This window comes from Oryzomicrobium sp. (assembly GCF_021287045.1).
Classification (GTDB): domain Bacteria; phylum Pseudomonadota; class Gammaproteobacteria; order Burkholderiales; family Rhodocyclaceae; genus Oryzomicrobium.
In genome coordinates this window covers 132,225-146,362 of record NZ_JAJTBG010000001.1, presented here as the reverse complement: position 1 = coordinate 146,362, position 14,138 = coordinate 132,225, and the positions used below count along the sequence as shown (strand labels likewise).

Annotated in this window: 12 protein-coding genes and 1 riboswitch; of the genes, 7 read left to right on the top strand and 5 right to left on the bottom strand. The window is 66.1% G+C overall.

Translation table 11 applies throughout. The annotated features are described in order from the left end of the window. Positions 1–75 precede the first annotated feature (75 nt). A complete protein-coding gene (locus tag LWW89_RS00635; RefSeq protein ID WP_293259556.1) occupies positions 76–1,869 on the bottom strand; it encodes a methyl-accepting chemotaxis protein in 1,794 nt (597 codons plus the stop codon). 482 nt (positions 1,870–2,351) lie between these two features. Between LWW89_RS00635 and aceA the strand changes: the two genes are divergently transcribed. Further along, positions 2,352–3,662, top strand: a complete 1,311-nt coding sequence (aceA, locus tag LWW89_RS00630) for an isocitrate lyase (RefSeq protein ID WP_293259553.1) — start codon at positions 2,352–2,354, stop codon at positions 3,660–3,662. A 327-nt stretch (positions 3,663–3,989) separates the two neighbouring features. Here the strand turns inward: aceA and LWW89_RS00625 are convergent, their stop codons facing one another. Both LWW89_RS00625 and ccoG read right to left on the bottom strand, forming a co-directional pair. Next, the gene (locus LWW89_RS00625) at positions 3,990–4,424 is read right to left on the bottom strand and encodes a thioredoxin family protein (protein ID WP_293259550.1); all 435 of its coding nucleotides are present in this window, start codon (positions 4,422–4,424) and stop codon (positions 3,990–3,992) included. Between the two features lie 10 nt (positions 4,425–4,434). Beyond that, positions 4,435–5,877 (bottom strand): cytochrome c oxidase accessory protein CcoG, encoded by a 1,443-nt coding sequence (ccoG, locus tag LWW89_RS00620; RefSeq protein WP_293259547.1) that lies wholly within the window; start codon positions 5,875–5,877, stop codon positions 4,435–4,437. Between the two features lie 190 nt (positions 5,878–6,067). On the opposite strand from ccoG, the gene LWW89_RS00615 reads away from it, so the two are divergent. The 3 genes from LWW89_RS00615 (at position 6,068) to LWW89_RS00605 (ending at position 9,110) form a co-directional block, all read left to right on the top strand. Continuing rightward, positions 6,068–7,483, top strand: a complete 1,416-nt coding sequence (locus LWW89_RS00615) for a PLP-dependent aminotransferase family protein (protein WP_293259544.1) — start codon at positions 6,068–6,070, stop codon at positions 7,481–7,483. A gap of 90 nt (positions 7,484–7,573) precedes the next feature. Continuing rightward, positions 7,574–7,670: riboswitch (glycine riboswitch) on the top strand. Between the two features lie 284 nt (positions 7,671–7,954). Then, positions 7,955–8,569, top strand: a complete 615-nt coding sequence (locus LWW89_RS00610; RefSeq protein WP_293259541.1) for a trimeric intracellular cation channel family protein — start codon at positions 7,955–7,957, stop codon at positions 8,567–8,569. A 109-nt stretch (positions 8,570–8,678) separates the two neighbouring features. Next, positions 8,679–9,110, top strand: coding sequence for a CBS domain-containing protein (locus tag LWW89_RS00605; protein ID WP_293259538.1), 432 nt, complete (start codon positions 8,679–8,681; stop codon positions 9,108–9,110). Between the two features lie 72 nt (positions 9,111–9,182). On the opposite strand, the gene LWW89_RS00600 is transcribed toward LWW89_RS00605, so the two are convergent. Further along, on the bottom strand, positions 9,183–10,103 hold the full coding sequence (locus LWW89_RS00600) for a LysR family transcriptional regulator (RefSeq protein ID WP_293259535.1): 921 nt from the start codon (positions 10,101–10,103) through the stop codon (positions 9,183–9,185). Positions 10,104–10,465: 362 nt separating this feature from the next. Here LWW89_RS00600 and LWW89_RS00595 point away from each other — a divergent pair, with 362 nt between their 5' ends. From LWW89_RS00595 to aceB, 3 genes are all read left to right on the top strand, one after another. Next, positions 10,466–11,158 carry a haloacid dehalogenase type II gene (locus LWW89_RS00595; RefSeq protein WP_293259532.1) on the top strand — a complete coding sequence of 231 codons (693 nt, stop codon included), beginning with the start codon at positions 10,466–10,468 and terminating at the stop codon, positions 11,156–11,158. Positions 11,159–11,165: 7 nt separating this feature from the next. Continuing rightward, the gene (locus LWW89_RS00590) at positions 11,166–11,936 is read left to right on the top strand and encodes a sulfite exporter TauE/SafE family protein (protein ID WP_293259529.1); all 771 of its coding nucleotides are present in this window, start codon (positions 11,166–11,168) and stop codon (positions 11,934–11,936) included. A gap of 84 nt (positions 11,937–12,020) precedes the next feature. After that, positions 12,021–13,619 (top strand): malate synthase A, encoded by a 1,599-nt coding sequence (gene aceB, locus LWW89_RS00585; RefSeq protein ID WP_293259526.1) that lies wholly within the window; start codon positions 12,021–12,023, stop codon positions 13,617–13,619. A 191-nt stretch (positions 13,620–13,810) separates the two neighbouring features. Here aceB and LWW89_RS00580 read toward each other — a convergent pair whose 3' ends face one another. Further along, positions 13,811–14,131: a hypothetical protein gene (locus tag LWW89_RS00580; protein ID WP_293259523.1), complete on the bottom strand. Its 321-nt coding sequence runs from the start codon at positions 14,129–14,131 to the stop codon at positions 13,811–13,813. Between the last annotated feature and the right edge of the window lie 7 nt (positions 14,132–14,138).

Here is a 14,138-nt window from a genome sequence, read left to right as displayed (position 1 = left end):
CTGCAAAAAGCGAAGGGCCGGGACGTTTCACCGCCCCGGCCCTTCGCTTTCCAATACTCCGGCGCGTAGCCCCGGTCAGGCGTCGAGCAGGACGCGACTGTCACAGCCGACCCGCACGTTGCCCCAGTGGCGGCCGTCCACCATCACCGGCATGGCGATGTCGCAGAGCAGTTCGCCCGTGTCGCGGATGTAGGTCTGCAACAGCATCGGGTTGGTGTTGCGCGCCGCCCGCAGCTCGGTCGGCGACTCGAACTTGCGCCGGGTGCGGTTGCCCACCAGGTCGGCCTGGTAGTCCCCGGTGAGGGGCCTGGAAAACTTGGCGTTGTGGGCGGTCAGGTAGCCGTTCGTATCCACCGCCACGGCGAAAGCGCCGCCCTTGATGTCGGCCAGGGATGAATCGAGAATCTCCTGGCAATCCCGGATGAAGTCCTCGTCGTAGGCCACCTTGTATTTCTGCGGATTGGTACCGGCGACCGGCCGGTAGTTGCGGTCGAAAACATCCACCCCGCGCTGGCGCATGGTTTCCAGGGCGACCTGGACGCGATCGCGGAACGCCCGCACCTTCTCTACGTTGTAGTCGAAGGTGCCCCGGCCAATCTTGAAACGGGACACCAGCTCCTGCACCCCTTCGGTGGCCTGCATCAATTCGACGGCGGATCGCTCCGAATCGGCCATGTGCTGCGATACGTTGCCGGATAGGTCGTGAATCTGGGTGACGTAGCCATGCACCTGTCCGTTGGTGGCGGTCAGCGCCTCCATGGCCGTGGCGATCTGGTTGAGCTGCTCGCTGGTCCGCTCGAAATCCCCCACCATGCCGCGGAACTGGTCGGAGGAGCGCTCCACCACCGCCCGGGTCTGGCCGATGTCGGCGTTGATCACCTCGTTCTCGACCTGGGTATCCTTGACCAGACCGATCATGTCGTTGATGTTCTGGGTGATCTCCTGGGTCGCCACGTTGACCCGCTCGGCCAGCTTTCTCACCTCGTCGGCCACCACGGCAAAGCCCCGGCCCGCTTCGCCGGCCCGGGCCGCCTCGATGGCGGCATTCAAGGCCAGCAGGTTGGTCTGGTCGGCGATCTCCTTGATCAGCGCGGCGATCTGACGAATGCTGTCGGAGCGCTCGCTCAGATTGCCCACGGTGTCGTTGAAGCGCATCAGCTTGTCGCTCACCCCCTGCACTTTGCCGACGATTTCCAGCATCTCCCCCAGGGACTCCCGGGCATTGCCCAGATTGACGCTGGTGGAGCGGGAAATCTGTTCCGCTGAAGCCGACACGTCCTGGATCGCCTGGATGGCCTCGCCGCTGGCGCCGAACACCTCCTCGGTGATCTCGCCCTGGCGCTTTGCCCCCAGGGCGGTCTCGCCCACGCTCTTGCGCACCACCACCGCCTCCCGGGCGATGTTGACACTCATCTTGCGTACTTCGCTGATGATCTGCCGCATCTTGTCGGCGAAGCGGTTGTAGCTTTCCGACAGCTCCCGTAATTCGTCGTGGGTGGTCACCGGCAGATCCCGGGAAAAATCCCCCTCACCCCGGCCGATCTCGTCGAAGATCTGGGTGGTGGTACGGATCGGCCGCACGATCAGGTAGCGCAAGTAGGCGATCTGCAGGACGTTCCACGCGAAACCCACCGCCGTCACCCCAAGCATCAGCCACCAGCCCCGGTCCAGGGAAGCACTCACCTGCTCGAGAACGCCCGGCGCCGCACCGGCCTGGATCAGCCCCTCCACCACGCTGCGCTGGTAAAGGTAGATGCCCAGGTAGATCAAGTTGAGCAGGAACAGCAGGAAGAAGCTGCACAACTTCTTGGTCAGGGTGTTCCAGAATGTTCGCTCGACCCAGTCATACAGTTGCCAGAACGTTTTCATCTCTCCTCCGGTATGTGTAGTCGGCGGGTTCTAGGCCCACTCTCGGCCGGACGCACAGGGGGCACCGGCATTGATGATGCCGGATGATTCTAACAACCGGCCTTAACAAATGTGAAATCCATTGCAAACCCGCTCCCCGCCTGGGATGACGGGCACATATGGTGCATCGCAACACAAAAAAATACGTTAAATATCATATGTCTTATAGAAGAGTGTTGTGCAAGGCAGCAAAACAGCCCATTTCGCCCCAGTGAAACGCATTTCGCAATCCGGATTTAATGCCGTTAAACATTGTTTATAAAAGATTTTATTTTTATCGCCGCTTGCCAAAAAACCATTGTTGCTTCGCAAAACGCGGCCTATACTCCCCTTCCATGTCGCAACGGTTTTATGTCTGACCCAAAACCGAAGGCGCTGCGCCGGTTTCCCCCAGGGGCAGCCAGCACTTTCCGATACAACGTTTACACCTGAGAGGAGTCTCCATGTCGTCTCGCGAACAGCAAATCGCCGCCCTGGAAAAAGAATGGGCCCAGAACCCCCGTTGGAAGGGCGTCAAGCGTGGTTACAGCGCCGCTGACGTGGTGCGCCTGCGCGGCTCCCTGCAGATCGAGTACACCCTGGCCCAGCGCGGTGCCGAAAAGCTGTGGGAAAAGGTCAACGGCGGCGCCAAGAAGGGCTACGTGAACGCTTTCGGCGCCATCACCGCCGGTCAAGCCATGCAGCAGGCCAAGGCCGGCCTGGAAGCCGTGTATCTGTCCGGCTGGCAGGTCGCTGCCGACGGCAACACCTCCGAAACCATGTACCCGGACCAGTCCCTGTATGCCTACGACTCCGTCCCCACCATGGTTCGCCGCATCAACAACACCTTCAAGCGCGCCGACGAAATCCAGTGGTCCCGCGGCATCAACCCCGGCGACAAGGAATTCATCGACTACTTCCTGCCCATCGTGGCCGACGCTGAGGCCGGTTTCGGCGGCGTGCTGAACGCCTTCGAACTGATGAAGAACATGATCGCAGCCGGCGCCGCCGGTGTGCACTTCGAAGACCAACTGGCTGCCGCCAAGAAGTGTGGCCACATGGGTGGCAAGGTGCTGGTTCCGACCCGCGAAGCCGTCGAGAAGCTGATCTCCGCCCGTTTCGCCGCCGACGTGATGGGTGTGCCCACCCTGATCCTCGCCCGTACCGATGCCGAAGCCGCCAACCTGATCACCTCAGACTACGACGAGAACGACAAGCCCTTCCTCACCGGCGAACGTACTCAGGAAGGCTTCTTCCGCGTCAAGAACGGTCTGGAACAGTCCATCTCCCGCGGTGTCGCTTACGCCCCCTACGCCGACCTGGTGTGGTGCGAAACCGGCGTGCCCGACATCGGCTTCGCCCGTGAATTCGCCCAGGCCGTTCTGGCCGCCTGCCCCGGCAAGCTGCTGTCCTACAACTGCTCCCCGTCCTTCAACTGGAAGAAGAACCTCAACGACAGCCAGATCGCTTCCTTCCAGGAAGAACTGTCCGCCCTGGGCTACAAGTACCAGTTCATCACCCTGGCCGGCATCCACGTCAATTGGTACAACACCTTCAAGTTCGCCAAGGCCTATGCCGGCGGCGAAGGCATGAAGCACTACGTGGAAATGGTGCAGGAACCCGAATTCGCCGCCCGCGAAGACGGCTACACCTTCGTCTCCCACCAGCAGGAAGTGGGCACCGGCTACTTCGACGACGTGACCACCGTGATCCAGGGCGGCTCTTCCTCCGTGAAGGCCCTGACCGGTTCCACCGAAGAAGAACAGTTCCACTAAGCCGCAAGGCGATGACGGGCGCCGGCCACGGCGCCCGTTGCAAAGAATCTTGCTTGAGTTTGGCCGTGCCTGGTTTCCAGTGCGCGGCCTTTTTTTCGGGGATGGGAAAGGCGCTGTCAGCGGCCGATGCCGGGCAAACTGCGCGCCATACCGGCAACGCAACGGGTCGCCAAGGCGCCGGGCCAAAGGGCGAAGCACGCCTGCGTGGTCTTTGCAGGGTGTTGCAGACGCCACGGTGGGATCGGCTTGCCGGCCGCTGGCTTCGAATATCGGGAGCCCGCAAGCGCCCCGGAAAATCCAGGGCTGCCCATGCAGCCCGCAGTGACGTCAGTCCTGCCAGGCGGCCGCCACCCGGACGGCCAGGGCCAGCAGTTCGTCGCCTTCGTCAGTAGAGAACCCCGCCGGCAGGGCCGGCGCTCCTCTGCCTTCCAGAGCGGCCCGCACCGAGCGGTCGAGCACCCGGGCGTCGGGCAGGATCGGGCCGAAGAAGCGCAACTCGCCGCCGCGCACCACCGCCAGGGTGGGAAAGGTTTCCACGTCCAGGCTGGGCAGGGCGTCCGCCGCGTCCTCGATGTCGATCCAGGCCCAGGCGGGAGCCGCGCCGGCCATCCTGGCCGACGTTTCCGCGGCCAGGACCTCGAAGCCCCGGCAGGTGCCGCACCAGGCGGCGCACAGCACCAACACCACGTCCCCCGGCCCGCCCCCGCCCTCCGGATGCACGGAGGGCAGATCGTCGAAACGGAGCAAAGGCAGGGCGGGCATGGCGAAACGGTCAGGGCTGCATGAAGACGCTATTCTCCCTCACCTGGAGTGTTTCCGCCCCATCCTCGGCGTGAATGGTGAACTGCACCGGGTTGGCGCCGGGGCGGCCGTCGCCGGCCTCGGCCCGCACCGTCACCGGCAGGTTGGCGGTGCTGCCCGCCGCCACGTCGAGCATTTCGCCGGACACCACCTGGGCCGACGGCAGACCGCTGACCGAAACGCGGAAGCGATGCCCCTCGCCGTCCATGTTGAGGATGTGCAGGCGGTAGGCGTTTTCGACCCGGCCATCCTCCACCTCGCGGAACAAGGCGCCCCGGTCGCGCAGCACGTCCACCTGTAGCGGCACCCGGTGCATCAGCACGTAGATGCCCAGGCCGGTAAAGAACGCCATCAGGGCGCCATACACCCACAGCCGCGGCCGCCAGCCTGTGGCCATCGCACCATCCGCGGTGGCGCGCGGCTGCCCGGCGCTCTCGGCGGCAAAACGGATCAGCCCCCGGGGCCGGCCCAGCTTGTCCATGATCTGGTCGCAGCCGTCGATGCACAGGCCGCAGTTGATGCACGGGTACTGCAAGCCCTGGCGGATGTCGATGCCGGTGGGGCAGACCTGCACGCACACGCTGCAATCGACGCAATCGCCGCTGGCGGCGCCGCTGTGCAGGGCGCCGCGGGGCTCGCCCCGGGCCACGTCGTAGGCCACCACCTTGGTCCGGTCGTCGAACATCGCCGTCTGGAAGCGCGAATAGGGGCACATGTGCTGGCACACCTTCTCGCGCAGCAGGCCGGCCTGCATGTAGGTGAAGGTGGCGTAGAAGAACAGCCAGAACCATTCCCACGGTCCCAGTTGACCCTGGAAGGCCCCCGCCACCACCTCGCGCACCGGGGTGAAGTAACCGACGAAGGTCAGCCCGGTCCACAGCGCCAGCAGCCACCAGGCGGCGTGCTTGGCCACCCGGCGCGCCGTGCCCGGCAAGGTGGCCGGGGCGCTGTCGCGGCGCATGCGCGCCACCCGGTCGCCCTCGATGCGGGCCTCGATCCACATGAACATCTCGGTGTAGACCGTCTGGGGACAGGCAAAGCCGCAGAACACCCGGCCGGCCAGGGCCGTCGCCCAGAACAGGGCCAGGGCCGCCACCACCAGCACGATGGCCATGTACAGGGCATCCTGGGGCCACAGCACCAGGCCGAAGATGTGGAACTTGTAGTCCCCCAGGTCGAACAGCACCGCCTGGCGCCCGTCCCAGGGCAGCCAACACAGGCCGTAGAAGATCAGCTGGGTGAAGATCACCATGCCCCAGCGCAGGCGGTTGAAGCGCCCGGACGTCTCCCGGGCGTAGATCTTGCCCGGCTTGCCGCGCCGGCCGTTGCGCGGCGGGGCGATGGGCTGGGGACTGATAGCGGCCGCCGCGCCGTCGGCGGCGGGAGAAAGGGCGATCGATTGGGGGGCAGACATGACTCACTCCGGTAGGCGCCCCGGTGCCGGCCAGCCATAGCCGCCCGCCCTTGGCGGAGCAAGGTGCAGGTCCCGGGACTACAGCCCGAAGTAGACCCGCTTGGCGCCACCAGTAACAGATTCAGATGCTGCTAAAATCTACCGGCACAGATTTGGACCCACAACGCCCTCCACCGCCGCCCCGACTGCCATGACCACCCTGCGCTACGAAGCCCTGGCCAACGAACTGCTGCTGCTCATCGCCAACGGCGTGCTGCGCGCCGGGGACCGGCTGCCCTCGGTGCGGGCCGCCTGCCGCAGCCACCACCTGAGCCCCGCCACGGTGCTCCAGGCCTACTACCTGCTGGAACGGCGCGGCCTGGTGGAGGCCCGGCCCAAGTCCGGCTACTACGTGCGGCCCCGCCCCGCCCGCCACCTGCCCGAGCCCCGGCCGACCCGGCCCACCTCGGAATCGACCGAAGTGGACATCAGCGACTTCGTCTTCGCCATCCTCCACGCCAGCCGGGACCAGAGCGTGGTGCCCCTCGGCTCGGGCTTTCCCAGCCCGGAGCTGTTCCCTCTGGAAAAGCTGGCCCGCCACCTGGGCGCCGCCGCTCGGCACATGGACCCCTGGGCCACGGTACGCGACCTGCCGCCGGGTAACGACGCCCTGCGCCGCCAGATCGCCCTGCGCTACCTGGCCGCCGGCGCCCCGGTCAGCCCCCAGGAGATCGTCATCACCAACGGGGCCATGGAAGCCCTCAACCTGTGCCTGCAAGCGGTGGCCAAGCCCGGCGACCTGGTGGCGGTGGAATCCCCCACCTTCTATGCCAGCCTGCAAGCCATCGAACGCCTGCAACTGAAGGCGGTGGAAATCCCCACCCACCCCCGGGAAGGGGTGAGCCTGACGGCCCTGGCCGAAATCCTCGAACAGCAGCCGGTCAAGGCCTGCCTGCTCATGCTCAACTTCCAGAACCCCCTGGGCAGCCGGGTGCCGGAGGACAAGCGGCGCGAACTGCTGGCCCTGCTCGCCCGCCACGACGTGCCGCTGATCGAGGACGACGTCTATGCCGAGCTGCACTTCGACGGCGAGCTGCTCTCCAGCAAGTCCCTGGACACGGCCGGCCGGGTGCTGCACTGCGGCTCCTTCGCCAAATGCCTGGCGCCGGGCTACCGGGTCGGCTGGGTGGCCGCCGGGCGCTATACCCGCAGCGTCGAGCGGCTGAAGTTCATGACCTCCCTCGCCAGCAACATCCCGACCCAGATCGCCCTGGCCGACTACCTGCAACAGGGCGGCTTCGAGCCCCACCTGCGCCGCCTGCGCCGCGCCCTGGCCGACCAGCAGGCCCAGCTGATGGACGCGGTGGCGCGCCACTTCCCCGCCGAAACCCGGGTCAGCCGCCCCGAGGGCGGCTACTTCCTGTGGCTGGAACTGCCCGAGGGCACCGACACCCTGGCCCTGCACCGCCGCGCCCTGGCCCAGGGCATCAGCATCGCCCCGGGGCCGATCTTCTCGGCCAAGCGCGAGTACCGCCACTGCCTGCGCCTCAACTCCGGCCACCCCTGGGATGGGCGCGTCGAAGCCGCCGTTGCCGCCCTGGGCCGGCTGGTGGCGGAAGCGGCGTAGCCCGGGCCACCGTTCGCCAGCATGGCGTTCCGGGGCTACGCACACCGCACGACGGCGGGTTGCCTCGCCCCGCCATCCCCCGGATAATTCGCCTCCTCCGCAGGAGAGAGGGGCTGGCGCAACGTCCGCCCCCGCCGAAGGCGCAAGCTCCCATAATCGCTCAGGCACCGGGAACTGCGGAGCACATTCAGCCGACTGGAGAGCGGTCGCCGCCATGCCGAAAGGCCGCGGGGGACCCACCGAAGGGGCAGGCCGGACGCCACGGGCGCCGGGCCGAAACTCTCAGGTAAAAGGACAGGGGGAGAGGCGCAGCGTCGGGCATCGCCGCCGGGACCGAACATCGGCCCGGGCGAAACCCCGCGCCCCTATTGGATCTCCAGCCATGCCTCTCGCACGTCCAGCATCCGCGCCAATCTCCAGGCACCACCTTCGGAATACCGCGCCCCGCCTTGCTTTGCGCGAGGTGGCCCCGTGCTGATCACCATTTACCTGATCGCCATCACCGCCGAAGCCATGTCCGGGGCCCTTGCCGCCGGGCGGCGCAACATGGACATCTTCGGCGTGGCCGTGATCGCCTTCGTCACCGCCCTGGGCGGCGGCACCATCCGCGACATGGTGCTCGGCCACTTCCCCATCGGCTGGACCCAGCACCCGGGCTACATCTACCTGGTGATCTCCGCCGGCCTGTTCACCACCATCATCGCCCGCTTCATGCACCACCTGAAGCGCCTCTTCCTGGTGCTCGACGCCCTGGGGCTGATCGCCTTTTCCCTGATCGGCTGCGAAGTTGCCCTGGGCATGGGCTACGCCACGGTGGTGGTGATCATGGCCGGGATGATGACCGGCATCTTCGGCGGCGTGCTGCGCGACGTACTGTGCAACCAGGTGCCGGTGGTGTTCCGCCACGAGCTGTACGCCAGCGTCTCCCTGGCGGTGTGCATCCTCTACCTAGTGCTGCGCCACCTGGGCATGCCTATGGAGGTGAACACCCTGGTCAGCTTCGCCGCCGGCCTCACCTTCCGCCTGCTGGCCATCTGGCGCGGCTGGCGGCTGCCCACCTTCTCCTACCAGAAGCGCTGGGAATAGCCGTCTGGGCGGAACCAAGCGGCGGCGGTGCAGTCGATGCGGTTGACATACAGGTTGACATACACTGACCGACACCCGGCCGCCGCCGCGGCCCTTTGAGGAGACCGCCATGCCCCACCGCACCATCCGCGACGTGATCCGCGAGCAGCACATCCTCACCGCCGGCGAGGACAGTACAGTGCGCGAAGCCGCCCGGCGCATGGCCGACGCCAAGGTCGGCGCCATCCTGGTGGTGCGCGGCGGCCTGCTGATCGGCATCTTCACCGAGCGCGACGCCCTCAACCGGGTGCTGGCCGCCGGCCTGGACCCGGACGCCACCCACCTCGCCGAGGTGATGACCCTGGAACCCCGCACCGTATCCGCCTCCCGCAGCCTGGGCTACGCCCTGCACACCATGCACAGCGGCGGCTTCCGCCACCTGCCGGTGGTGGACAACGACCGGCCCGTGGGCATGGTGTCGGTGCGCGACGCCCTGGGCAGCGAGCTGATGCAGTTCGAGCGGGAACTGGACGATTTCGAGCACATCGCCACCTCCCTCTAGCCCCGCGCCGCACCACGCGTCAGGGCCGCGGCACCGCGGCCCTGCAACGTAGACTTAGTAGACTTAGCGCCTTCAGCGCCCACGCCGCCAGTAGGCCAGATTGCCGTAGGTGTTCTTCAGATAGTCGATGAACAGCCGCACCCGCAGCGGCAGGTGGCGGCGCTGGGGGAATACCGCGTAGATGCCCAGGGGCGGGGCCGCGTAGTCGTCGAGCACGGTGCGCAGCCGCCCCGCCAGCAGATCCCCCTCCACTTCCCACACCGAGCGCCAGGCCAGGCCGTAGCCGGCCAGGGCCCATTCGTGCAGCACGGCCCCGTCGTTGCATTCGAAGCGCCCGCCGACCTTGACCGAGAAGGTGGCGTCGGGCCGCTCGGCACTGCGCTCCCGGTTGGTGAACAGCCAGCCCCGCTGGGGCCCCAGGGACAGGCAGTTGTGGCCGGCCAGATCGTCCGGAGTAGCCGGGGCGCCCCGGGATTCCAGGTAGGCCGGACTGGCCACCACCACCCGGCGCATTTCCCCGAGCTTGACGCTGACCAGGCTGGAATCGGTCAGCTCGCCGATGCGCACGGCGCAGTCGATGCCTTCGTTGACCACGTCCACCACCCGGTCGGCCAGGTTCAGGCTGGCGGTCACCTCCCCGTGCAGGGCGAGGAACTCGGCCACCAGGGGCGCCACGTGCTTGCGCCCGAAGCCGGCCGGGGCCGACAGGCGCAGGTGGCCGCTGGCCTTGACCCCGCCCAGGGACACCGAGGCCTCGGCGTTGGACAGGTCGTTGAGGATGCGCTGGCAGTCTTCCAGGAAGGCCTGCCCCTCGAAGGTGAGCGACAGGCGCCGGGTGGTGCGCACCAGCAGCTTGACCCCCAGCCGCCCTTCCAGGGCGTCGATGCGCCGGCCGATGATGGCCGGGGTGACCCCTTCCGCAGCGGCGGCGGCGGACAGGCTGCCCCGGGTGGCGGAGGCGACGAAGGCACTGATCTGCTTGAAAGTATCCATGGCGTGTATGCGGGTATTACCGAAGCCGCGCAGGGCAGTGGTCAGTTTTGCGGATACCGGCGGGCCGGCGGGGCGACTAGGATTGCCCGTGTCGGACGCCCCGACCCGTTTGCCTGGGGTGTCCGTACAGGTCCGGCATGGCCGCCCTGCCCCTGGGCGGCATGATCACCCCCCGTGCGCGTCGCGCATTTACCCCGCCCCCGTGGCGGGGTTTTCTTTTGGCGGCGCCGCACCCCGGTGGGCAGGGGGCTTGAGCGGATTACATACCAGAAGTAAAAAATATAACAGACGAAATGGCCGTTATCACGATTCGGAATGTTGAATAGAATCCCTTCATCCTCTTCGGGAATCTTTCATCGGCCATGTTCCGCGCCATCCTGTTCGACGCCTACGGCACCCTGTTCGACGTCCATTCGGTGACGTCCCTGGCCGAGCAGCTCTACCCGGGCCAGGGCACCGCCCTGTCCCAACTGTGGCGCGAGAAGCAGATCGACTATTCGCGCATCCGCAGCATGAGCGGCCAGTACCGGCCCTTCTACGAGATCACCGAGGACGCCCTGGCCTTTGCCTGCGCCCGGCTTGGCCTCACCCTGGGCGAGGAGCAGCGCCGCCGCCTGATGGCCCAGTACGCCTGCCTGTCGCCCTTCCCCGAGAACCTGCCGGCCCTGAAGACGCTCAAGGCCCTGGGCCTGCCCCTGGCGATCCTGTCCAACGGCACCCCGGCCATGCTCGACATCGCGGTCAAGAGCGCCGGCATGACCGGCCTGTTCGACCACCTGCTGTCCACCCACGCCGTGCAGCGCTACAAGACCGCCCCGGAGGCCTACCAGCTCGGACCGGACGCCTTCGCCGCCCCGGCCCGGGAGCTGCTGTTCGTCTCATCCAACGGCTGGGACGCCTGCGGTGCCACCTGGTTCGGCTACACCACCTTCTGGGTCAACCGCACCGGCCAGCCGCCGGAGGAGTTGGGCGTGGCCCCCACCGCCAGCGGCGCCAGCCTCGACGACCTGGTGGCCTTCGTGCGCCGCCGCCAGGCCGGCAATACCAAGGGATGATGCACTCATGGACCTGATCCACGCCCTGCTCATCGGCATTGCCGCTTTCGCCGCCGGCGCGGTCAACTCGGTGGCCGGCGGCGGCACCTTCTTCTCCTTCCCGGCCCTGCTCGCCGTGGGCGTGCCGCCGGTGGTGGCCAACGCCAGCAACTCGGTGGCCCTGTGGCCGGGCAGCCTGGCCGGTGCCTGGGCCTTCCGCCGCGAACTGGCCCGCTTCAAGCGCGCCCTGCCCCTGCTCTCGGTGGTGGCCTTCTTCGGCGGCATCGGCGGCGGCTTGCTGCTGCTCGCCACCAGCAACGCCGCCTTCGCCAAGCTGATTCCCTGGCTCCTGCTGGTGGCCACCGTGCTGTTCGCCTTCAGCGCCCAGCTTTCCCGGCTGGTGGCCCGTTTCAAGCCCGCCGCCCCCGGCGACGAGCGCCACGTGGGCCCCGGGGGCTATCTTTTTCAACTGGCCGTCTCCATCTACGGCGGCTTCTTCGGGGCGGGCATGGGCATCCTCATGCTGGCGGCCCTGGCCATTCAGGGCTTCAAGGATGTCCACGAGATCAACGCCCTGAAAAACTGGCTGTCGGCGGTCATTTACAGCGTGGCCGTCGGCACCTTCGTCATCGCCAACGCGGTTTCGTGGCCGCATACGGCGGTGATGCTGATCACCGGCACCGTGGGCGGCTATGCCGGCGCCGCCGTGGCCCGGCGCATTCCCGCCCTGTGGCTGAAGCGGGTAATCATTGCCGTAGGCACTCTGCTCACCGCGTACTACTTTTACAAGACGGCCTAGCCTTCTTCCGCCCGTTCTCTATTCTCAAACTCTCGGATTCGCAGCATTCCGATTCCGCCCGCCACTTTCTCCCAAGGAGCTTCCATGAGCCTCAACCTGCCCCAAGGCGTCGCCATCAACGCCCCGCTGCACCCCCGCTTCGAAGAAATCCTGACCCACGATGCCCTGGCCTTCGTCGCCAAACTGCACCGCGCCTTCGAACCGCGCCGCCAGGAACTGCTCAAGGCCCGCGTCGCCCGCCAGGCCCGCATCGACGCCGGCGAAATGCCCGACTTCCTGCCGGAGACCAAGCACATCCGCGAAGGCGACTGGAAGGTCGCCCCGGTGCCCGCCGCCCTGCAGTGCCGCCGCGTCGAAATCACCGGCCCGGTGGAAGCCAAGATGATCATCAACGCCTTCAACTCCGGCGCTGATTCCTACATGACCGACTTCGAGGATTCCAACAGCCCCAACTGGTTCAACCAGATCCAGGGCCAGGTGAACCTCTACGACGCCATCCGCCGCAAGCTGACCTTCAAGAACGAGGCCGGCAAGGAATACAAGCTCAACGACAAGATCGCCACCCTGCAAATCCGTCCCCGCGGCTGGCACCTGGACGAGAAGCACGTGACCGTGGACGGCCAGCGCGTTTCCGGCGGCCTGTTCGACTTCGCCCTGGTGTTCTTCCACAACGCCAAGGAGCAGGTGGCCCGCGGTGCCGGCCCCTTCTACTACCTGCCCAAGATGGAGTCCCACCTGGAAGCCCGCCTGTGGAACGACGCCTTCGTCATGGCCCAGGACCACATCGGCCTGCCGCAAGGCACCATCAAGGCCACCGTGCTGGTGGAAACCATCCTCGCCACCTTCGAGATGGAAGAGATTCTCTATGAGCTGCGCGAGCACTCTGCCGGCCTGAACGCCGGCCGCTGGGACTACATCTTCTCCTGCATCAAGAAGTTCAAGAAGAACAAGGACTTCTGTCTGGCCAACCGGGGCGCCATCACCATGGAAGTGCCCTTCATGCGCTCCTACGCCCTGGCCCTGGTGCAGGCCTGCCACAAGCGCGGCGCCCCCGCCATGGGCGGCATGAGCGCCCTGATCCCGATCAAGGGCGATCCGGAAGCCAACGAAAAGGCCCTGGCCGGCATCCGCCACGACAAGCGCCGCGACGCCAACGACGGCTACGACGGCGGCTGGGTGGCCCACCCGGGCCTGGTGCCCATCGCCATGGAAGAGTTCGTCAAGGTCCTGGGCGACAAGCCGAACCAGTTCGGCAAGCAGGTCGAAGGCTCCTTCGGTCCCAAGGACTGGCTCAACTTCCAGCCCGAGCAGCCCATCACCGAGGCCGGCCTGCGCAACAACATCAACGTCGGCATCCACTACCTGGGTTCCTGGCTGGCCGGCAACGGCTGCGTGCCCATCCACAACCTGATGGAAGACGCCGCCACCGCCGAAATCTCCCGCTCCCAGGTGTGGCAGTGGGTGGTCAGCCCCAAGGGCAAGCTCGACGACGGCCGCAAGGTCACCGTGGAAATGGTCCGTCCGATGATCGCCGAGGAGCTGGCCAAGGTGAAGGCCACCGTCACCGCCCAGGGCGAAAAGACCGAGACCTACGACCAGGCCGCGGTGATCTTCGACAAGATGTCCCTCACCCCGGAATACCCGGAATTCCTGACCCTGCCGCTGTACGAGGCGATGGAATAAGCACCGGGAACACCGGGCGCCGTCCGCGACGGCTGCAACAAAAACGGCGCCAGGGAAACCTGGCGCCGTTTTTGTTGGGCGACGGCCCAGCCAGACCAGATGGCGCTAAGGACCCAAGACTTGAGAGGGTAAGGCTGGCTCACGAAACCACAAACTTTAAAATAAACAGAAAAGCAATTTCAATGCCACGTCTAGCGCTCACGTCCCGCCTCATGCCATGCTTTCTGCACTGGTGAAAGCAGATATTCCAGCACAGACCGCGTACCGAGCAGAATTTCTGCATTCGTCTGCATGCCGGCATTCAAAGGAAAGTGCTTGTCATCAACTTCTAGGTGCATCGTTTTCAGTGCAATCAGTGCCTTATAGACCAGCGGCTGATTTTTTCGGGTCTGTACTTTCTCAGCCAATACATTCGTGCTGTTGCTGTCCGCCGAGTCGGCGCTGATGTACTCAACAGTGCCTTCGACCATCCCGTACTTCTGAAACTGGAAGGCAGTAAATTTCAGCTTCAAGTGGATA